Genomic DNA, 19,202 nt, shown 5'->3' with positions numbered 1-19,202 from the left:
CCGGGGACGGACGGCCCTCAGGCCACCGGCAGGACGGCGTGGACGCGGTAGCCGCCGCCGTAGCGGGGCCCCGCGAAACAGGTCCCGCCCAGCGCGCCCGTGCGCTCGCGCATGCCCAGCAGGCCGTGCCCGCCGCCGGGCACCGCCGGGTCCGGTGCGCCGTCCGCGGAGTCCCCGCCGTCGTCGAGGACCGTCACCTCCACCGACGGCCCGACCCGCACCACGCTGACCTCCGCCCGGGCCCCCGGGGCCGCGTGCTTGCGCACGTTCGTCAGCGCCTCCTGGACCACCCGGTACGCCGCCAGGTCCACCGCGGCCGGCAGCGGGCCCGGCCCGGGCCCCAGCTGGACGATCACCTCCACCGGCAGCCCGGCGTGCCGGAAGGTGTCCACCAGCTCGTCCAGGACGGCCAGTCCGGGCGCCGGCTCGGTCGGCGCCTCCGGGTCCCCGGACTGCCGCAGCAGCCCGACCGTGGCCCGCAGCTCGTTCAGCGCCGACCGGCTGGCGTCCCGTACGTGGGCCAGCGCCTCCTTGGCCTGGTCCGGCCGCTTGTCCATGACGTGCGCGGCCACCCCGGCCTGGACGTTGACCAGGGCGATGTGGTGGGCCACCACGTCGTGCAGGTCCCGGGCGATCCGCAGCCGCTCCTCGGCGACCCGCCGCCGCGCCTCCTCGTCCCGGGTCCGTTCGGCGCGCTCGGCCCGCTCCCGGATGGCGTCGATGAAGGCCCGCCGGCTGCGCACGGCGTCCCCCGCGGCGGCGGCCATCCCGGTCCAGGCGAAGATCCCGATGTTCTCCTGCGCGTACCAGGGCAGCGGCCCCGCGAGCATCGCCACGCCGGTCAGCCCGGCCATGGTGAGCAGCCCGATCCGCCAGGTCGTGGGCCGGTCGGTGGCCGCGGCCACGGTGTACAGGGCGATCACCGTGCACATGGCGACGGGCGCCCGCGGTTCCCCGGTGGTCAGCTCCAGCAGCGAGAGCGCGCAGGTCAAGGCGAGCACGGCGCGCGGCCGCCGGCGCCGGAACACCAGGACGGCCGCGCCGAGCAGCATCAGCAGCAGCGAGAAGGGGCCGGGGTCGCGCGTCCCGAAGGTGGGCCCGTGCGGCCCGTGCGGATCGGCGAAGGAGCCGAGGACCATGCAGACGAGCGCCCCGAACGCGAGCACGGCATCGGTGGCGAGCGGGTGGGTCCGCATCCACTGCCGGGTGGGCGCGAACCGTCCGAGGTCTGTCGTCACCCCGATACGGTACGGCCTGGTCCGCGCGGCCCGTCCGGCCGGTTCAATCCGGCCGGGTGTCCAGCGGCGGCGGGCGTCCGCCCAGCGGCGTGCGGGAGCGCTCCGGCCCCCACTTCGCCCGCACCGCGCACAGGACCATGACGGCGGCGATGGCCGCCAGGTGCTCCTTGCCTGCCAGGTTGTTCTTGACGAGCACCTCGCCGACCATCACGAGGACCACCACGGCGCCCGTGGCGTACGCCCGGTAGCGCCAGCAGACGTAGATCGCGAGGCCCACCACCGCCGCCGAGGGCCCGGTGTCGTTGACGACCCGGTCGGACACCGGCAGGCCCAGCGGGTGGTCCGGGCCCAGCGCGAGCCCGATCCGCGCGTACAGGGTCCCGGCGAGCGTGGCCACGTAGCCGATCACCAGCGTGCGCCACCAGCCGATGCAGATCTCCGAGATCCCGAAGACGAGCAGGATCTGCGCGAGGGCCCCCCACACCGGCAGGTCCAGGGCGGGCACGAACAGCGACAGCGGGGTCCGCAGCAGGGCCAGCCACAGCGGGTCGACCGCCTTGACCGACCCGAGGTTCTGCACCGGCTGGAAGCCCCAGGAGGTGTTCTGCACGATCTGGAAGACCGAGGTCAGGCAGACCGCGCCGAGGGTCATCGGGACGGCCCGCCACCTGTCGCGGGCGAGCGCGTCCCGGACGGTCCGGAACAGGGGACCCCATTCGCGGCGGGCGAACCGCCCGGATGCGGAGGTGTTCCACGCTGTCAACGGCGGGTCTCCAGGTGTCTGCGGTGCAGCCACTTCGGCAGGCCGGGGGCCTCCAGGAAGCCCTCGGCCCGGCCCGCCGCGATGCCGATCCGCAGCAGGTCCGAACTCTTCTCGAAGAGCATGAACCGCGGTTCCCAGATCGGCCGGTATTTGGCGTTGGCCCGGTAGAGGGACTCGATCTGCCACCAGCGGGAGAAGAAGCTCAGCAGGGAGCGCCACATCCGCAGCACCGGACCGGCGCCGAGCCGGGACCCGCGCTCGAAGACGGACCGGAACATGGCGAAGTTCAGCGAGACCTGGGTGACCCCGATCTCCTTGGCACGCTCCAGGAGTTCGATGACCATGAACTCCATCAGGCCGTTCTCGGAATCCCGGTCACGGCGCATCAGGTCCAGCGACAGCCCCTTGGGCCCCCAGGGCACGAACGACAGCACGGCCCGCAGATCGCCGTTTCCGTCGGTGCACTCCAGCATCACGCACTGGCCGTCGCCGGGGTCGCCCAGCCGGCCCAGTGCCATCGAGAAGCCGCGCTCGGTCGCCCCGTCGCGCCAGTCGTCGGCCCGCTCGACCAGCGCGTCCATCTCCTCGGCGGGGATGTCGGCGTGACGGCGGATCCGTACGGTGTACCCGGCCCGCTTGACGCGGTTGTACGCCTGCCGGACGGTCCGCATGGCGCGGCCCTCCAGGGTGAACTCGGCGGTCTCCACGATCGCCTCGTCGCCGAGCTCGAGCGCGTCCAGCCCGTGCCGCGCGTAGATCTGCCCGGCCTCCTCGCTGGCGCCCATCACGGCCGGCACCCAGCCGTGCTCGCGCGCCTCGGCCAGCCACGGCTCGATGGCGCCGGGCCAGGCCTCCGGGTCGCCGATCGGATCGCCGGAGGCCAGGGAGACCCCGCCGACGACGCGGTAGGTGACGGCGGCCTTGCCGGTGGGCGACCAGATGACCGACTTCTCGCGGCGCAGCGCGAAGTAGCCGAGCGAATCACGCTCGCCCTGCCGGGCGAGCAGCGCGCGCAGCCGCTCCTCGTCGTCCTCGGACAGGGGGTCGACGGCGCGCCGCGAGCGGAAGGCCGCGAACAGGACGGCGAGCAGCAGGAGCATCGACATCACGTTGACGAAGACGTCCACCCAGGCGGGGGTGTCGATGGTGCTGTACGCCCTGGCGTCCGGGTCCAGGGTGATCAGCCGCATCGCCCCGTACTGCCAGCGGGTCAGGAAGCCGGCCCCGGCGCTGTCCGCGGCGGTGTTGGTGGCGCCGACGAGCAGGGCGGCGACCAGCGAGGTCACCAGCAGGCCGACGGCGGCGACGGCGGTGGCGAGCGCGGGGTTGGAGCGGTCGCCCTTGGCGTAGAACTCGCGTCGTCCCAGCAGCAGGGCGGCGACGAAGGCGGCGGTCAAGGCCAGCGAGACCCAGTTCTGCGGGTGTTCGCGGAACTCCGGATAGCACACCTCGGAACCCCACGAGCAGGGCACGAAGGCCGCGCGGGCGAAGTCGAGCAGCAGCATCCCGCCCAGGACGAGGTTCAGGATCCAGGCGGCCCGCTTGCGGCGGCCCATGGTGACCGCCAGGAGCAGGCAGAAGAGCCCGGAGGCGAAGCCGGCCGTGAGCAGGTACGGGGTGTAGAAGTCCGCGGCGTTGTGCCGGCGCAGGTCCTGCCCGAGCGAAACCCACACCGCGCTGAGGAAGTTGACGAAGGTGACGGCCCGCAGGTACCAGACCGCGAACGCGGCGCCGCGCCGTGAGCGGGTGCTCCCCCGGCCGGTCCCCCGGCCGGTCTCCCGGCCGCCCCCCGCCGCCTTGCCGGCGGGTTCGCCGCCGGTCTCCTTCCTGCCGGATGCCGGTCGGGGCACCGTGACGGTGCCGCGGTCGGTCTCTGCCCTGCTCAAACGGACCTCTCCCATAAAAGCGATCTTATGGGGCGTCGTCGTTCACAGCGGCCGGCTCAGGGAACGCGGGCTGGTCAGGACCGCGGACCCCGGCGGCTCACTCCGCCGGCTCCTGCGCCGCCTGTTCCGGGAGTTCCGCCGCGAGTGCGGCGGCCGCCTGGACCAGGGGGAGGGCCAGCAGTGCCCCGGTACCTTCCCCCACAGTGACGCCGTGATCGAGCACAGGGTTGAGTGCCATCCGGTCCAGGGCCTTCGACTGGCCGGGCTCGCCGCTCGCCTGACCGGCCAGCCACCAGTCGGGGGCGCGGAACGCCGCCCGCTGGGCCACCAGGCCGCAGGCCGCCGAGACGACCCCGTCGAGGATGACCGGCGTACGGCGCACCGCGCACTGGAGCAGGAAGCCGGTGATCGCGGCCAGGTCGGCCCCGCCCACCGCCGCCAGCAGCGCGATCTGGTCGCCGAGGACCGGCCGGGCCCGGCGCAGCGCGTCGCGGATGGCCGCGCACTTGCGCATCCAGGCCAGGTCGTCGACGGGCACTCCGCCGCGGCCCGTGACCACCGAGGCGTCGGTTCCGCACAGGGCACCGACGAGGGTGGCGGCCGCCGTGGTCCCGCCGACGCTGAGGTCGCCGAGGACCACCAGGTCCGTACCGGAGTCGGCCTCCTCGTCGGCGATCCGGATGCCGAGCTCCAGTGCGGCGCGGGCCTCCTCGAGGGTGAGCGCGTCCTCCTTGTCGATCCGGCCGCTGCCGCGCCGCACGCGGTGGCGGACCACGTCCTCGGGGAGCAGCCCGGGGTCGCAGTCGAGCCCGGCGTCGACGATCCGCACGGTGGCGCCGAGCCGGCCGGCCAGGATGGCGACGGGGCTGGACCCGTCCAGCACGCTCCGCACCAGCTCGTGGGCGCTGGACGCGGCCCGCGCGGAAACCCCTTCGGAGGCGATCCCGTGGTCGGCGGCGAACAGCACCACGCGGGGGCGCTCGATCGGCCGGACCGGCACCCGGCCCTGCGCGGCGGCGAGCCATTCGGCGAGTTCGTCGAGCCGGCCCAGCGCGCCGGGCGGCACGGCGAGGCGTTCACGGCGTTCCTCGGCGTCACGCCGGACGCCCCCGTCGGGACGCTCGATCAGATCGGAGAAGTCGTCGAGATTCAGCGTGCTCATCTGCCAGAGAGTACAGCCGGTAAGGCCCTGCCCTCAGGGCCGTGTCCGGTGCCGGCCGGGCCTCAGCGCACCGAGGTGAACGCCTGCCATGACCAGGGGCGCGCCCAGCAGCAGACCCACCGTCAGTTCCTCGTCGTCGAGCCACGCCGAGAGCATGATCGTGACCACCGGGATGACGACGAAGACGTACGCCGCGCGGGACGCGCCCCAGTGGCGCACCACCACCAGATAGAACACGAAGGTCAGCACCGAGCCCGCCACGACCATGTACGCCAGCGCCCACCAGGTCGCCGTCCGCTCCGGCAGCCGCCAGGTGTCCCCGACGGCGAAGGAGCCGGCGAGCAGCAGCACCGTCGCGGCGCTCATGCCCACCGCGTTCATCGTCACCGGGTGCACCGGCGGAAGGCGGTGCACGAGCACGGTCGCCTCGGCGAAGGACAGTACGGCGCCCAGCATCGCCAGCAGGGACAGCACCGGTACGCCGCCCTGCAGCGGCGCCCGCGAGGCCAGCGCCACCCCGGCGGCCGCGACGAGCGTGCCCAGCAGCGCGGACCTGCGGAACGCTTCCTGACGCTGCGCCACCACCAGCAGCAGCGCCACCAGCGGAACCAGGGCCAGCAGCGTCTGGCCCAGACCCGCGTGGATGCGGACCAGCGCGTAGTAGGCCAGGGCGAAGGTCACCCCGAAGTTGAGGATCCCGTACAGCACGGCGCCGGCCAGCGCCCGGCCGCGCGGCAGCGCGAGGCGCAAGGCGGCCATGACCGCCAGCAGCAGCAGCGCGGCCGCCCCGAACCGCACCGACGCGCCCCACAGCGGATCGAGTTCGCGGTTGCTGAACCTCACCCCGACCGCGTTGCCGCCGCCCAGCAGGCAGCATCCGGCGAAGGCGGCGAGGCCGGTTCTCTCGGCGCCGAGGCGCGACGGTTCCACGGGATCACCCCAGCTATTCCTTGAGGACGAGCGCCTGCCCCGCGAGGACGAGGAGCACGTGCTCGCACTCGCCCGCGACCGTCGCGTTCAGCCGGCCCAGTTCGTCGCGGAACCGGCGGCCCGAGGCCGTCGCGGGGACGATCCCGGACCCCACCTCATTGCTGACCAGCACCACCCGGCGGCGGGTCGCGCGTACGGCGGCCAGCAGCTCGGCGATCCGGTCGCGCAGCTGGTGCTGCCCGCCCTTGGCCCACACCTCGTCGTCCCAGGCCCCGGCCCGGTCCATCGCGTCCGTCAGCCACAGCGCCAGGCAGTCGATCAGCAGCGGCGGACCGGTGTCGGCGAGCAGCGGGACCAGGTCGCAGGTCTCCACGGTGCGCCAGCTCGCGGGCCGCCGCTCCCGGTGCAGCCCGACGCGCTGCGCCCACTCGGCGTCGCCGTCCCGGCTGCCGCCCGTGGCCACGTAGACCACCTGGGGGAAGGCCTCCAGCCGCCGCTCCGCCTCGACGGACTTGCCGGAGCGGGCCCCGCCCAGCACCAGCGTCCGGCGCGGCAGGTCCGGCACCGCGTGGTACTCCCCGGCGATCACCGTCGTCCCGTCCGGCACCGCCCGCGCCCCTGCGGCCGCGCACCGGCGCGCCAGCTCCCGCCCGGGCGGGACGTCGTGGTCGAGGTGGACGGCGATTACGTCCGTGGCCGGGTCCACCGCGCCGTCCGCCCGCAGCCGGGCCAGTGCCTCGGGCCGTCCCAGCACATCGGCCAGGACCACGTCGTACGGACGCCGCCCGGCCCTGCCGCCGCCGGGCTCCGTCCCCCGGGACCCCCAGCCCGCCGGGGCCCCGCCGGGCGGCAGGTACAGCAGGCGGCCCCCGTCCGGGCCCGTCACCTCGTAGCCGGTGCCCGGCGCGTCCATCGGCACCGCCCGCACCCGGTGCCCCGAGATCACCGACAGCTCCCGCCCGTCCGGCACCCGCCCGGCGGCCGGCAGCCCCGGCGGCAGCTCGACGGGCGGCCCGTCGGACGGGTGGGTCAGCAGGACCTGCCGTACGCCGGCCAGCGAATGCCCGGCGCGGGCGCCCGCCAGGACCGCCCCGGGAGTCAGGTCGAGCAGCAGCGCGCCGTCGACGAGGACGGCCGTGGCGGCGCGCGCCCGGGTACCGACGGAGAGCGCGCAGGCCGCACAGGGGCAGCCGGGGCGGGGCAGGCCCTCGGGTGTGCCGGTGCCGAGCAGAGTGAGTTCCACAGGGAGATCCTCCCGCGTCGCCGGGAGTGGTGCGCGCCCGGTTACTCTGCGGGCAGACTCAAGGCGAGCAGCGGACGAGCAACGGAGGCGGACATGGCGTGGACGTGGCGGTTCGAGACGGCCGAAGGCACGGAGACGAGCCCGGCGGTGGAACCGGAGGAGTTCACCACGCAGGGGGACGCGGAGTCCTGGATCGGTGAGGTCTGGAAGGAGCTGCTGGAGGGCGGTGTCGAGCAGGTGAAGCTGTCCGACGACGGCGGCAGCGAGCTCTACACGATGAGCCTGCGCTCGGCGCTCGACGCGTAGCCCCTGCCGGCCCGGCGCATCGCGTGGTCCGGCCGGGGAGACCCCGGCCGGACCTATTGGCCGCGTACGCCGCACAGGTGCAGCAGCGCGGCGACGCCCCGGTAGGGGTCGGTGCGCCCGGCGCGGTCCTCGGCGGCCAGCAGCCGCTCCAGCTCCTCCTCGGGCGGCAGGTTCTCGCCCGCCTCGGTGCCGTCGGTGAAGACGCGTACGCCGTACCAGGACTGCAGCGGCGCCCCGATCCCGTTCAGCGTGGCCGTCAGCCCGGCCAGCCGGTCGGCCCGTACGTCCATGCCCAGCCGGTTGCGGTAGTCGACGCTGTCGAAGGCGTTCAGTGCGCCCGTCCAGTCACCGCCCAGCCCGGGCCGCATGGCGAGCGCGTCGCCGTTGCGCACCAGCAGGGACAGCAGTCCGCCGGGTGCCAGCATCCGGGCCAGCCCGGCGAGCATGGCGTCCGGCTCGGGCACGTACATCAGCACCCCGTGGCACAGCACCACGTCGAAGCTGCCCGGCAGGAAGTGGGCGCCGGTCTCGCGGCCGTCGCCCTCCATGAGCTGCACCCGGTCGCGGATCCCGGCGGGTTCGCCCTCCAGCGCCTCGCGGGCGACGGCGAGCATGCCCGGGTCCTTCTCCAGGCCGGTCACCTTGTGCCCGGCGCGGGCGAGGCGCAGCGCCTGGGTGCCCTGGCCCATGCCGACGTCGAGGACGCGCAGCCGCTGCCCGACCGGGAAGCGCTGCGCGATCTGCTCGTCGACCTGCCGGCCCACGAGTTCCTGCCGGACCGCGTTGCGCAGTCCGCCCAGGCCCTCGAGCCACAGCCGGGCTCCTCCCGGACCTCCCCAGGCGAAAACGTCCCCCGACGCTCCGGGCGTCCCTCGGCTCAGGGCCGTTCCCCGCGCTTGACCTGCGGCTTGGGCAGGCGCAGCCGGCGCATCTGGAGGGTGCGCATGAGGCCGTACGCGACGGCGCCGCGGCGGGGCTCGTTCGGGAAGCGCTGGTTGAGTGCCTTGCGGAGGCGGAACACCAGGCCGATGGAGTCGACCACGATCAGGGCGATCACGCCCATCCACAGGATCAGCGCGATGTTCTGGACGGACGGCACCCGCACCATGCTCAGCACCAGGATGATCACCGCCAGGGGCAGGAACATCTCGGCGACGGAGAAGCGGGAGTCCACGTAGTCGCGGACGAACTTGCGGACGGGGCCCTTGTCGCGCACGGGCAGGTAGCGCTCGTCGCCGTTGGCCAGCGCCTCGCGCTGCTTGGCCATCTCTACCCGGCGGCGTTCACGGGCTCGCTTGGCGTCCTCCTTGCGGTTGCCGGTGGAGGCCACCACGGCCTTGCGCTGCGACTGGGCCACAGCACGCTTCGGCGTCGGGCGGCCCTTCGGGGCCTGCGGGTCACGAGGCTGCGAGAGGTCGGCGCTCACCTTGTCGGCGGCGGCGTCCTTCTCTTCCTTGGAGGAGCGGTTACCAAACACAAAACCCAAGCGTACGTGGTTGCGGGCATGGGCCCCACCCCGGTGGGGAACGATCCGGCAACGGCGGGCGTCTTCCCCAGTACACAGAGCGCGGGGTGGCCCGCCGTCCGTTCCGGTCCGTACCGGGCCGGCATGGTGGGGGCCCACCTACTCCTCACGCCTGATACGGCGAGGACGCAGTCGTCCTGGAGGAGGAGCGCATCCGTACTCGAACAGTGCGGTAATGGAGACAGGGCCCGTACTGTGGGTTCTGTTGGTGACCTGGAGCACAGTCCGTCTAGAAGGGGGCGCGCGAAGCCCATGAGCGGTGTCATGAAGCGTATGGGGATGATCTTCCGCGCGAAGGCGAACAAGGCCCTGGACCGGGCCGAGGACCCGCGCGAGACCCTCGACTACTCCTACCAGAAGCAGCTCGAGCTGCTGCAGAAGGTGCGCCGCGGCGTCGCCGACGTGGCGACCTCCCGCAAGCGCCTGGAGCTGCAGCTGAACCAGCTCCAGAGCCAGTCCGGCAAGCTGGAGGACCAGGGCCGCAAGGCCCTCGCCCTGGGCCGCGAGGACCTGGCCCGCGAGGCCCTGTCCCGCCGTGCCTCGCTCCAGCAGCAGGTCAGCGACCTGGAGGCGCAGCACCAGACCCTGCAGGGCGAGGAGGAGAAGCTGACCCTCGCCTCCCAGCGGCTGCAGGCCAAGGTGGACGCCTTCCGCACCAAGAAGGAGACGATCAAGGCCACGTACACGGCCGCGCAGGCCCAGACCCGGATCGCGGAGTCCTTCTCCGGCATCTCGGAGGAGATGAGCGACGTCGGCCTGGCCATCCAGCGGGCCGAGGACAAGACCGCCCAGCTCCAGGCCCGTGCCGGAGCGATCGACGAGCTGCTGGCCTCCGGCGCGCTCGACGACCAGAGCGGGCTGGGTTCCAAGGACGACATCCAGGCCGAGCTGGACCGCCTGTCGGGCGGTACGGACGTGGAGCTGGAGCTCCAGCGGATGAAGGCCGAGCTGGCGGGCGGCCCCTCCGCCCCGCAGCAGGCCATCGAGGGCGGCGCCCCGGGCACCGCCCAGCAGCCCCAGACCCAGCACCGGTTCGACAAGCAGTAGGACGGGGTCCGTCATGATTGTCCGCATCATGGGGGAAGGCCAGGTGAAGGTGGCCGACAGTCACTTCACCGAGCTCGACAAGCTGGACGACGAGCTGCTCGCGGAGATGGAGGGCGGCGACGAGGAGGGCTTCCGGCGCACGCTGGGCGCGCTGCTCGATGCCGTACGGCGGCTCGGCGAGCCGCTTCCCGACGAGGCGCTGGAGCCGTCCGAGCTGATCCTGCCGGCGGACGACGCGACCCTCGACGAGGTCAGGCAGATGCTCGGCGACGAAGGCCTGATCCGGGGCTGAGCGCACGCCGGGCCACACCGGCACGGTGAGGGGCCCGCCCCCGGATTCCCGGGGGCGGGCCCGTTGCCGTTCAGTGCCGGGGCGGCTTCTCCAGGGAGACGGCGGGCCGCTCCGGGTCCGGGGTTCCCCCGATGAAGTTCTCGAACCTGCGCCGCGGCGCCGACCAGCGCCGGTCGTGGTGGAAGGCGCGCAGCCCGGCCTTGGCGCGGGCGCGCGGGCGGTTCGCGTAGAACCTCTTCGCGTACGGCGATCCGGGCCGGGCCAGCCGGACCGCGCCGACGAGCGCCACGAAGGGGATGACCACGCCGAAGACGGCCGTGCGCGCCTTGCCCTTCCACAGGGCGATCAGGGCCAGGAAGAAATTGGTGGCCGTGTTCATGGCGACCAGCCCGCGGCTCTGCCGTTCCTCGGCGGTCAGGTCGTTCACCCCGAAGGGCACGAACCCGCCCAGGACCAGGGCCACCAGGGCGGCCGTCAGGACCACGACCTCCACGCTCTTGCGGCCCTGCTCGCTCCAGTACACGTCGTCGAGGTGCAGGATCAGCGCGAACTCGTCCAGCACCAGGCCCGCGCCCAAGCCGAAGATGACGGCCGAGAGTCCCGCGCCGAAACCGTGCCGGGCGCTGCCGACCGCACCGAATCCGCCGATGATCACGAGGATCACGCCGGGCACCACGTGGTGGACGTGCAGGCCGCCCGGTGTGACGTTCTTGAAGGGGCCCCTCCCCGCCCGGATCATCCGGGTGATCACGCGGGTGACCAGGAACGACGTCACGAAGGCGAGAAGGGCGAGGAGCAGGGGCAGCTTCCCCGGTTCGACGATGTTCCGAAACCACCAGTGACCCATCCCACTGACTCCCTATTTGGTAGGTAATGGGCAATTTACCGGTCTCGGTGGGCGGGTAGCGTTCGCGCCGATGACAGATTCGTTCGCAGATCCGCCCCCCGTGCCGCCGGCGGACCGTGCCTCGTTCGCCGACGGCGTCCGCTTCGCGTTCGGCACGCTGACCGTGCTGCCCGCCCGCATCACCCGCTGGGACCGCCCCGCCGCCCGCGCCGGCATGGCCTGCGCCCCGCTGGCCGGGCTGGTCGTCGGCCTGCTCGCCGCCGTCCCCGGGGTGCTCCTGCTGCTGCTCGGCGGGGGCCCGCTGCTCGCCGCGGCGGTCACCGTCGCCGTCCCGGCGGCGCTCACCCGCGGCCTGCACCTGGACGGACTCGCCGACACGGCGGACGGCCTGGGCAGCGCCAAACCGGCCGACGAGGCCCTGCGGATCATGAAGCAGTCCGACATCGGCCCCTTCGGTGTCGTGACCCTCGTGCTGGCCCTGCTCGTGCAGGCGGCCGCTCTGGCCGAGGCCTACGCCGACAGCTGGCTCCGCGGCGCCCTGGCCGCGGTGACCGCCGCCGTCGCCGCCCGCCTCGCCATGACCCTCGCCTCCCGCGAAGGGGTGCCGGCCGCCCGCCCGGAGGGCCTCGGCGCGGCCGTCGCCGGGGTGGTCCCGCGCGCCGCGGCCGGCGCCGTCAGCGCCGCGGTCGTGCTGCTCGCCGCGGCCGCCGCCCTGCCCGTGGGCCTCCCGGCCGCCGCCCGCGCAGCCTGCGCGGTCCCGGCCGCGCTCCTCGTCGCGGAACTGCTGCTGCGCCGCTGCGTCCGGCGCTTCGGCGGGGTCACCGGCGACGTCTTCGGAGCCCTGGCCGAGGTTTCGGCGACGACGGCCCTGGTGGTGCTCGCCCTGGGCTGACGGCGGCCGACGGCGGCCGACGGCCGGCGGCGGCCCCGCCGCCGGGCCCGTCAGCCGCTGGTGTGGGACCGCTCCACGTCGTCGAGGAACCCGGGGACCCGCGCGTTGAAGGCCTCCACGGGGATGCCGTGTGCGGCGCCCGGGAGGACCTCGGTCCGTACGTCCGGGATCAGACGCCGCGCACGGGCCTCGGCGCGGGCCGAGTCCATGACGCGGTCGGCGCCGCCCAGCAGAACGAACACGGGCGCGGCGACCGAGCGCAACTCCTCATCGCTCATGCGCTGCGGCAGCGGCAGCCGGACCCTGAAGCCGCGCATCGCCTCCAGCGACAGCCGCACCCCCGCCTCGGCCTCCTCCGGGGACGCGCCCGTCTGCCCGATGAGTCCGGTGAACCAGCGGTGTTGGAGGCTCTTGGAGCCGCTCGCGACGGCGGCGACGGAGCCGAGCAGGAAGCCCGGCTTGAGCGGAGCCAGGGCCCCCGGCGGCTCGTACACCGTGACGGAGGCCACGCGCTCCGGCTCGCGCACGGCGTGCTGGAGCGCGACGCAGCCGCCGTACGAGTGCCCGATCAGGTGGACGCGCCGCACACCCAGCCCGGTGAGCGCGTCCTCCAGCCAGGCCGCCGTGTCGCCGGCGTCGCCGATCGGACGGCTCTGCACGCTGTATCCGGGCTCGCCCACCCGGTCGACGGCCAGCACGCGGCGGCCCTGCCCGGCCAACGCGGCGACGTGCGGGGCCCATTCGACCGGCGTCGCGCTCTGCCCGTGCAGCAGCACCACCGGTGTCCGGTCACCCGCACCGTAGGTGTGGACGCGGGTCCTCCCGAACCGGGTCGGGACGTCCTGCTCCCCGCGCGGCGCGGGCCAGTACGCCATGGCCCGGTCATAGGCGGCCAGGACGCGCGCTCGCGCGGCGTCATCGGTGAAGCAGCCGATCCGTGCGGCCATCGTCGACATCCCCCCGTCCGGCGGCCCGTGCGGCCTCCCGGCGCGATCATCGCAAGGGCCTGCCGGGCAGGGTCCACCGGGGTCCGGCGCACCACCGGCCGGGACGGGACTCCCGCTCCCCTCCGGGCGTCCGGACCCGCCCGCCTACCCTGGGCGCATGACCGAGCCTGCCGACGCCCTCCCCGTACGCCAGATCAGAGTCCTGCTCGCCGACGACCAGGCGCTCCTGCGCAGCGCCTTCAAGGTGCTCGTGGACTCCGAGCCGGACATGGAGGTCGTCGGCGAGGCCTCCGACGGGGCACAGGCCTACGCGATGGCCCGCCAGACCCTCGCCGACGTCGTCCTCATGGACATCCGGATGCCCGGGACCGACGGGCTCGCGGCCACCCGCATGATCAGCGGAGACCCCGAACTGGCCGCCGTACGCGTGGTCATGCTGACCACCTTCGAGGTCGACGAGTACGTGGCCGCCGCCCTGCGGGCCGGTGCCTCCGGCTTCCTCGGCAAGGGCGCCGAGCCCGAGGAACTCCTCAACGCCATCCGCGTCGCCCACGCCGGCGAGGCGCTGCTCTCCCCGGCCGCCACCAAGGGGCTCATCGCCACCTTCCTCGCCCAGGGCGGCGGAGCCGATCCGGCCGTCGGGGCGGCCGCGGCCGGAGCGCATGCCGAGCGGCTCGCCGCGCTGACCGTCCGGGAGCGCGAGGTCCTCGTACACGTCGCCGCGGGACTGTCCAACGACGGGATCGCCGGACGGCTCGAGGTCAGCCCGCTCACGGTCAAGACCCACGTGAACCGGGCCATGGCCAAGCTCGGCGCCCGCGACCGGGCCCAATTGGTGGTCATTGCCTACGAATCGGGACTGGTCCGGCCCCGCGCCGAGTAGGGGGGAAGCGGACGGAGTAGTGCCGCGTACTCCGGACGCGGTATGCCGCACCCAAGGACGGGACCTGCGAGCGACGCAACGGCGCGGGGGCGTGCGAAAGGCTGGGGTGCCCCTTCGCCGACGTCACAGCAGAGAGATCCCCATCCATGTCCTGGCTGTCCCGCTTCAGCCTTGCCCAAAGGGCGTTGACCGGCCTCGTGTCGATCGTCGCGCTCCTCTTCGGCGCCATAGCCATCCCGCAGCTCAAGCAGCAGCTGCTGCCCTCCATCGAACTGCCGATGGTGTCCGTGCTCGCGCCGTACCAGGGCGCCTCGCCCGACGTGGTGGAGAAGCAGGTCGTCGAGCCGATCGAAGCCATGCTCAAGGGCGTCGACGGCATCACCGGCATCACCTCCACCGCCAGCGAGGGCAACGCCCTCGTCATGGCCACCTTCGACTACGGCGACAGCGGCACCAAGCAGCTCGTCGCGGACGTCCAGCAGGCCGTCAACCGGGCCCGCGTCCGGCTGCCCGCCGAGGTGGACCCGCAGGTGGTGGCCGGTTCCACCGACGACATCCCGACCGTCATCCTCGCCGTCACCTCCGACAAGGACCAGCAGGCCCTCGCCGACCAGCTGGAACGATCCGTCGTCCCCGTCCTGTCGGACATCGAGGGCGTCGGCCAGGTCACCGTGGACGGCGTCCAGGACCTCCAGGTCACCGTCACCCCCGACAACGCCAAGCTCGCGGCCGCCGGCCTCGACGGCGCCGCGCTCGCCCAGGGCCTCCAGGCGGGCGGCGCGACCGTACCCGCCGGCTCCTTCGACGAGGAGGGCAAGAACCGCACCGTCCGCGTGGGCGCCGGCTACACCTCCCTCGCCCAGGTCGAGGACCTGCGCCTGAGCCCCGGCCCCGGCAAGCCGGCCGTCCGCCTCGGCGACGTCGCCAGCGTGAAGCAGGAGGCGGCCAAGGCCGTCTCGATCACCCGCACCAACGGCAAGCCCAGCCTCGCCCTCGTCCTGACCATGGACAAGGACGGCAGCGCCGTCGCCATCTCGGACGCCGTCAAGGACAAGCTGCCCGAGCTGCGTTCCGCGCTCGGCTCCGGCGCCGACCTGACCGTCGTCGGCGACCAGGGCCCGGCCGTCGCCAAGTCCATCTCCAGCCTCACCACGGAGGGCCTGCTCGGCCTGCTCTTCGCGGTGATCGTGATCCTGGTCTTCCTGGCCTCGCTGCGCTCGACGCTGGTCACCGCGGTCTCCATCCCGCTGTCCGTGGTCCTCGCGCTCGTCGTGCTCTGGACCCGCGACCTGTCGCTCAACATGCTGACGCTGGGCGCGCTCACCATCGCCATCGGCCGCGTCGTCGACGACTCGATCGTGGTGCTGGAGAACATCAAGCGCCACCTCGGCTACGGCGAGGAGCGCGAGGCCGCCATCATCACCGCGGTCAAGGAGGTCGCCGGCGCGGTCACCTCCTCCACGCTGACCACCGTCGCCGTGTTCCTGCCGATCGGCCTGGTCGGCGGCATGATCGGCGAACTCTTCGGCTCCTTCTCGCTCACCGTCACCGCCGCCCTGCTGGCCTCGCTGCTCGTCTCGCTGACGGTCGTGCCAGTGCTCTCGTACTGGTTCCTCAGCGCGCCGAAGGGCGCCGCACAGGATCCCGCGAAGGCCCGCCGCGACGCCGAGGAGAAGGAGGCGCGCAGCAAGCTCCAGCGGATCTACGTACGGGTCCTGGGCTTCGCCACCCGGCGCCGTCTGACCAGCGTGGCCCTCGCGGTCGTCATCCTCATCGGCACCTTCGGGATGACCCCGCTGCTCAAGACCAACTTCTTCGATCAGGGGGAACAGGACGTCCTGACGGTCAAGCAGGAGCTGGCCCCCGGGACCTCGCTGGCCGCCTCCGACGAGGCGAGCCGCAAGATCGAGCAGGCGCTGGCCTCCGTCGAGGGCGTCAAGAGCTACCAGGTCACCGTCGGCTCCTCCGGCTTCCTCGCCGCGTTCGGCGGCGGTACGGGCTCCAACCAGGCCTCGTACCAGGTCACCCTGAAGGACTCCGGCACGGCGGACGCCGTCAAGAAGCAGATCGAGGGCAAGCTGGCCGCCCTCGACGGCATCGGCGAGACCCGGATCGCCGCGGGCGACGGCTTCGGCAACCAGAACCTGAGCGTCGTCGTCAAGGCCGGTGACGGCGAGGTCCTCGCCAAGGCCGCCGAGCAGGTCCGCGCGGAGGTGGCGCGGCTGGAGAACGTCACCGACGTACAGAGCGACCTGTCGCAGTCCGTGCCCCGGATCTCGGTCACCGCCACCCCGAAGGCCGCCGACGCGGGCCTGAACCAGGCCGCGCTGGGCGCGATCGTCGCCCAGGCCGTACGGGGCAACCCGGCGGGCAAGGCCGTCCTGGACAACACCGAGCGCGACATCGTGATCAAGTCCGCGCAGCCGGCCACCACCCTGGCCGAACTGCAGGCCCTGCCGGTCGGCCCGCTCAAGCTCGGTGACATCGCCGAGGTCAAGGTGGTCCCGGGCCCGGTCGCGATGACCCGGATCGACGGCGCCCGCGCCGCCACCGTCACCGCGAAGCCGCTGGGCGACAACACGGGCGCGGTCAGCGCCGAGCTCCAGACGAAGCTCAAGGCCCTGGACCTGCCGGAGGGCGCCACCGCCTCCATCGGCGGTGTCTCGGAGGACCAGGACGAGGCCTTCGCCTCGCTGGGCCTGGCCATGTTCGCGGCCATCGCGATCGTGTTCATGCTGCTGGTCGCGACCTTCCGGTCGCTGATCCAGCCGCTGATCCTGCTGGTCTCCATCCCGTTCGCGGCGACCGGCGCGCTCGGCCTGCTGATCGTCACCGGCACCCCGATGGGCGTTCCGGCGATGATCGGCATGCTGATGCTCATCGGCATCGTGGTGACCAACGCGATCGTCCTGATCGACCTGGTCAACCAGTACCGGGCCCAGGGCCTGGGCGTCGTGGAGGCCGTCGTCGAAGGCGGCCGCCACCGGCTGCGCCCCATCCTGATGACGGCCCTGGCGACGATCTTCGCGCTGCTGCCGATGGCGCTCGGCGTCACCGGCGAGGGCGGCTTCATCTCGCAGCCGCTCGCGGTCGTGGTGATCGGCGGCCTGGTCAGCTCGACCCTGCTGACCCTGCTCCTGGTGCCGACGCTCTACACGATGGTCGAGCTCCGCAAGGAACGCCGCCGGGACAAGCGCACCGCCAAGCGCGAGGCCCGCCTGACGGTGGTCCCGTCCCCGGCGCGGTCCTCGGACGAGGAGACGCCGGCCGGCGTCTGACCGCGCCGCCGCGTGCGCGAAGGCCGAAGGGCCGCCCTCCGTGGAGGGCGGCCCTTCGGGCGTGTGCGGCGGGGGGAGCGGCGGCTACGGCAGCGCCAGCATCCGCTCCAGGGCCAGCTTCGCGAAGCTCTCGGTCTCCTTGTCGACCTGGATCTGGTTGACGAGGTTGCCCTCGGCCAGGGACTCCAGGGTCCACACCAGGTGGGGGAGGTCGATGCGGTTCATCGTCGAGCAGAAGCAGACCGTCTTGTCGAGGAAGACGACCTCCTTGTCCTCCGCGGCGAAACGGTTCGCCAGGCGGCGGACGAGGTTCAGCTCGGTGCCGATCGCCCACTTGGAGCCGGCCGGGGCCGCCTCCAGCGCCTTGATGATGTACTCCGTCGAGCCGACGTAGTCCGCGGCCGCCACGACCTCGTGCTTGCACTCGGGGTGGACCAGGACGTTCACCCCGGGGATGCGGGCGCGCACGTCGTTGACCGAGTCCACCGAGAACCGGCCGTGCACCGAGCAGTGCCCGCGCCACAGGATCATCTTGGCGTCCCGCAGCTGCTCGGCGGTCAGGCCGCCGTTCGGCTTGTGCGGGTTGTACAGGACGCAGTCGTCCAGGGACATGCCCATGTCGCGCACGGCCGTGTTGCGGCCCAGGTGCTGGTCCGGGAGGAAGAGGATCTTCTCGCCCTGCTCGAAGGCCCACTCCAGGGCCTTCTTCGCGTTGGACGAGGTGCAGATCGTGCCGCCGTGCTTGCCGGTGAAGGCCTTGATGTCGGCGGAGGAGTTCATGTACGAGACGGGCACCGTCACATCGGCCACGCCGGCCTCGGTCAGCACGTCCCAGCACTCCGCTACCTGCTCGGCGGTGGCCATGTCGGCCATCGAGCAGCCGGCGGCCAGGTCCGGCAGGACCACCTTCTGGTCGTCCGTGGTCAGGATGTCCGCGGACTCGGCCATGAAGTGCACGCCGCAGAAGACGATGTACTCGGCCTCCGGCTTGGCGGCCGCGTCCCTGGCCAGCTTGAAGGAGTCACCGGTGACGTCGGCGAACTCGATGACCTCGTCACGCTGGTAGTGGTGGCCGAGGATGAAGACCTTGTCCCCGAGCTTCTCCTTGGCCGCGCGGGCGCGCGCCACGAGGTCCGGGTCCGACGGCGAGGGCAGGTCGCCGGGGCACTCCACCCCGCGCTCGCTCTTGGGGTCGGCTTCGCGGCCGAGCAGCAGCAGGGCGAGGGGCGTCGGCTGGACGTCCAAAGGCTGGGCGGTGGTCACGACACGCACCCTTTCTGTTCTGCGACGAGGTACTGACGAGGGACTGACAAGGGACTTCTTCTGGCGCCGGTTCGACTTCTCGTCTACTTGACGCTATCTATCATAACCGCTTCACGTCAGTTTGACGATGCCGATAGTGTCAATGTGACGCATCACCCCGTCGGTCCGCAGGGTCCGCCCGACCCGTGGTGTGCGAGCATGAATGTCTGAAACAAGCGTCGGGTCCCGGAATGAATCCGCGGTCCCGCTCGTTGCCACCAACGGCAAGAGTCCGACGTTTCCCTGCCTCCGGCGGGGAGCCGCCCACTTCGGGAGTGAATGCAGATGTCCGTACAGGACGACAAGACCACTGTGAGCGACGGCATCCTCCTGTCCGACGCCGCCGCCGAGAAGGTCAGGACCCTGCTGGAGCAGGAAGGCCGCGATGACCTGGCGCTGCGCGTCGCCGTCCAGCCCGGCGGCTGCTCCGGCCTGCGCTACCAGCTCTTCTTCGACGAGCGCTCCCTCGACGGCGACGTCGTGAAGGACTTCGACGGTGTGAAGGTCGTCACCGACCGGATGAGCTCCCCGTACCTGCACGGTGCCTCGATCGATTTCGTCGACACCATCGAGAAGCAGGGCTTCACGATCGACAACCCGAACGCCACGGGCTCCTGCGCCTGCGGCGACTCGTTCAGCTAAGGCTGGACCGGGTACGTAC

18 protein-coding genes are annotated in these 19,202 nt (G+C 72.8%); 7 read left to right on the top strand and 11 right to left on the bottom strand.

From position 1 onward, the window contains the following. Positions 1-17: 17 nt before the first annotated feature. The 6 genes from ACZ6I1_RS14370 to ACZ6I1_RS14345 form a co-directional block, all read right to left on the bottom strand. Complete coding sequence (locus ACZ6I1_RS14370) at positions 18-1,196, bottom strand: sensor histidine kinase (RefSeq protein WP_469287066.1); 1,179 nt, start codon at positions 1,194-1,196, stop codon at positions 18-20. Between the two features lie 85 nt (positions 1,197-1,281). Continuing rightward, positions 1,282-2,001 (bottom strand): hypothetical protein, encoded by a 720-nt coding sequence (locus ACZ6I1_RS14365; RefSeq protein ID WP_469286917.1) that lies wholly within the window; start codon positions 1,999-2,001, stop codon positions 1,282-1,284. After that, the gene (locus ACZ6I1_RS14360) at positions 1,998-3,902 is read right to left on the bottom strand and encodes a phosphatidylglycerol lysyltransferase domain-containing protein (protein WP_469286916.1); all 1,905 of its coding nucleotides are present in this window, start codon (positions 3,900-3,902) and stop codon (positions 1,998-2,000) included. The genes ACZ6I1_RS14365 and ACZ6I1_RS14360 overlap by 4 nt, the downstream gene beginning before the upstream one ends. 82 nt (positions 3,903-3,984) lie before the next feature. After that, positions 3,985-5,049, bottom strand: coding sequence for a nicotinate-nucleotide--dimethylbenzimidazole phosphoribosyltransferase (gene cobT / locus ACZ6I1_RS14355; protein WP_469286914.1), 1,065 nt, complete (start codon positions 5,047-5,049; stop codon positions 3,985-3,987). A 33-nt stretch (positions 5,050-5,082) separates the two neighbouring features. Continuing rightward, positions 5,083-5,979: a DMT family transporter gene (locus ACZ6I1_RS14350; RefSeq protein WP_469286912.1), complete on the bottom strand. Its 897-nt coding sequence runs from the start codon at positions 5,977-5,979 to the stop codon at positions 5,083-5,085. Between the two features lie 13 nt (positions 5,980-5,992). Further along, on the bottom strand, positions 5,993-7,222 hold the full coding sequence (locus ACZ6I1_RS14345; protein ID WP_469286910.1) for a bifunctional adenosylcobinamide kinase/adenosylcobinamide-phosphate guanylyltransferase: 1,230 nt from the start codon (positions 7,220-7,222) through the stop codon (positions 5,993-5,995). Between the two features lie 93 nt (positions 7,223-7,315). On the opposite strand from ACZ6I1_RS14345, the gene ACZ6I1_RS14340 reads away from it, so the two are divergent. Next, positions 7,316-7,528: a hypothetical protein gene (locus ACZ6I1_RS14340; RefSeq protein WP_469286908.1), complete on the top strand. Its 213-nt coding sequence runs from the start codon at positions 7,316-7,318 to the stop codon at positions 7,526-7,528. A gap of 53 nt (positions 7,529-7,581) precedes the next feature. Here the strand turns inward: ACZ6I1_RS14340 and ACZ6I1_RS14335 are convergent, their stop codons facing one another. Then, on the bottom strand, positions 7,582-8,292 hold the full coding sequence (locus ACZ6I1_RS14335; RefSeq protein ID WP_469286906.1) for a class I SAM-dependent methyltransferase: 711 nt from the start codon (positions 8,290-8,292) through the stop codon (positions 7,582-7,584). A 113-nt stretch (positions 8,293-8,405) separates the two neighbouring features. Then, the gene (locus tag ACZ6I1_RS14330) at positions 8,406-9,014 is read right to left on the bottom strand and encodes a DUF3043 domain-containing protein (RefSeq protein ID WP_469286904.1); all 609 of its coding nucleotides are present in this window, start codon (positions 9,012-9,014) and stop codon (positions 8,406-8,408) included. A gap of 291 nt (positions 9,015-9,305) precedes the next feature. Here ACZ6I1_RS14330 and ACZ6I1_RS14325 point away from each other — a divergent pair, with 291 nt between their 5' ends. Beyond that, complete coding sequence (locus ACZ6I1_RS14325) at positions 9,306-10,100, top strand: PspA/IM30 family protein (protein ID WP_469286901.1); 795 nt, start codon at positions 9,306-9,308, stop codon at positions 10,098-10,100. Positions 10,101-10,113: 13 nt separating this feature from the next. Continuing rightward, positions 10,114-10,392 carry a PspA-associated protein PspAA gene (gene pspAA, locus ACZ6I1_RS14320; RefSeq protein ID WP_469286899.1) on the top strand — a complete coding sequence of 93 codons (279 nt, stop codon included), beginning with the start codon at positions 10,114-10,116 and terminating at the stop codon, positions 10,390-10,392. Positions 10,393-10,462: 70 nt separating this feature from the next. On the opposite strand, the gene ACZ6I1_RS14315 is transcribed toward pspAA, so the two are convergent. After that, on the bottom strand, positions 10,463-11,239 hold the full coding sequence (locus tag ACZ6I1_RS14315; protein WP_469286897.1) for a hypothetical protein: 777 nt from the start codon (positions 11,237-11,239) through the stop codon (positions 10,463-10,465). Between the two features lie 70 nt (positions 11,240-11,309). Here ACZ6I1_RS14315 and ACZ6I1_RS14310 point away from each other — a divergent pair, with 70 nt between their 5' ends. After that, positions 11,310-12,131 (top strand): adenosylcobinamide-GDP ribazoletransferase, encoded by an 822-nt coding sequence (locus ACZ6I1_RS14310; RefSeq protein ID WP_469286895.1) that lies wholly within the window; start codon positions 11,310-11,312, stop codon positions 12,129-12,131. Positions 12,132-12,181: 50 nt separating this feature from the next. Here the strand turns inward: ACZ6I1_RS14310 and ACZ6I1_RS14305 are convergent, their stop codons facing one another. Then, complete coding sequence (locus ACZ6I1_RS14305) at positions 12,182-13,078, bottom strand: alpha/beta fold hydrolase (protein WP_469286894.1); 897 nt, start codon at positions 13,076-13,078, stop codon at positions 12,182-12,184. Between the two features lie 157 nt (positions 13,079-13,235). Here ACZ6I1_RS14305 and ACZ6I1_RS14300 point away from each other — a divergent pair, with 157 nt between their 5' ends. After that, positions 13,236-13,961, top strand: coding sequence for a response regulator (locus tag ACZ6I1_RS14300; protein WP_469286892.1), 726 nt, complete (start codon positions 13,236-13,238; stop codon positions 13,959-13,961). Positions 13,962-14,107: 146 nt separating this feature from the next. Beyond that, on the top strand, positions 14,108-17,239 hold the full coding sequence (locus ACZ6I1_RS14295; RefSeq protein WP_469286890.1) for an efflux RND transporter permease subunit: 3,132 nt from the start codon (positions 14,108-14,110) through the stop codon (positions 17,237-17,239). 84 nt (positions 17,240-17,323) lie between these two features. On the opposite strand, the gene nadA is transcribed toward ACZ6I1_RS14295, so the two are convergent. Next, complete coding sequence (nadA, locus tag ACZ6I1_RS14290; protein ID WP_469286888.1) at positions 17,324-18,511, bottom strand: quinolinate synthase NadA; 1,188 nt, start codon at positions 18,509-18,511, stop codon at positions 17,324-17,326. Positions 18,512-18,826: 315 nt separating this feature from the next. Here nadA and erpA point away from each other — a divergent pair, with 315 nt between their 5' ends. Continuing rightward, a complete protein-coding gene (gene erpA, locus ACZ6I1_RS14285; protein ID WP_030010511.1) occupies positions 18,827-19,183 on the top strand; it encodes an iron-sulfur cluster insertion protein ErpA in 357 nt (118 codons plus the stop codon). Positions 19,184-19,202 lie beyond the last annotated feature (19 nt).

The sequence above is a fragment of the Streptomyces sp. NPDC046303 genome, assembly GCF_055588085.1.
Note: the sequence above shows the minus strand (reverse complement) of the source record. Positions and strands in the feature narration are given on the sequence as shown.

What these genes read in the sequence shown, in the direction of transcription:
- ACZ6I1_RS14315 (WP_469286897.1), bottom strand. Translation starts at nt 11,239, where the DNA reads ATGGGTCACTGGTGGTTTCGGAACATCGTCGAACCGGGGAAGCTGCCC.
- ACZ6I1_RS14360 (WP_469286916.1), bottom strand. Translation starts at nt 3,902, where the DNA reads ATGGGAGAGGTCCGTTTGAGCAGGGCAGAGACCGACCGCGGCACCGTC.
- ACZ6I1_RS14295 (WP_469286890.1), top strand. Translation starts at nt 14,108, where the DNA reads ATGTCCTGGCTGTCCCGCTTCAGCCTTGCCCAAAGGGCGTTGACCGGC.
- ACZ6I1_RS14325 (WP_469286901.1), top strand. Translation starts at nt 9,306, where the DNA reads ATGAGCGGTGTCATGAAGCGTATGGGGATGATCTTCCGCGCGAAGGCG.
- ACZ6I1_RS14310 (WP_469286895.1), top strand. Translation starts at nt 11,310, where the DNA reads ATGACAGATTCGTTCGCAGATCCGCCCCCCGTGCCGCCGGCGGACCGT.
- pspAA (WP_469286899.1), top strand. Translation starts at nt 10,114, where the DNA reads ATGATTGTCCGCATCATGGGGGAAGGCCAGGTGAAGGTGGCCGACAGT.
- ACZ6I1_RS14305 (WP_469286894.1), bottom strand. Translation starts at nt 13,078, where the DNA reads ATGGCCGCACGGATCGGCTGCTTCACCGATGACGCCGCGCGAGCGCGC.
- ACZ6I1_RS14370 (WP_469287066.1), bottom strand. Translation starts at nt 1,196, where the DNA reads ATGCGGACCCACCCGCTCGCCACCGATGCCGTGCTCGCGTTCGGGGCG.
- ACZ6I1_RS14340 (WP_469286908.1), top strand. Translation starts at nt 7,316, where the DNA reads ATGGCGTGGACGTGGCGGTTCGAGACGGCCGAAGGCACGGAGACGAGC.
- ACZ6I1_RS14300 (WP_469286892.1), top strand. Translation starts at nt 13,236, where the DNA reads ATGACCGAGCCTGCCGACGCCCTCCCCGTACGCCAGATCAGAGTCCTG.
- erpA (WP_030010511.1), top strand. Translation starts at nt 18,827, where the DNA reads ATGTCCGTACAGGACGACAAGACCACTGTGAGCGACGGCATCCTCCTG.
- cobT (WP_469286914.1), bottom strand. Translation starts at nt 5,049, where the DNA reads ATGAGCACGCTGAATCTCGACGACTTCTCCGATCTGATCGAGCGTCCC.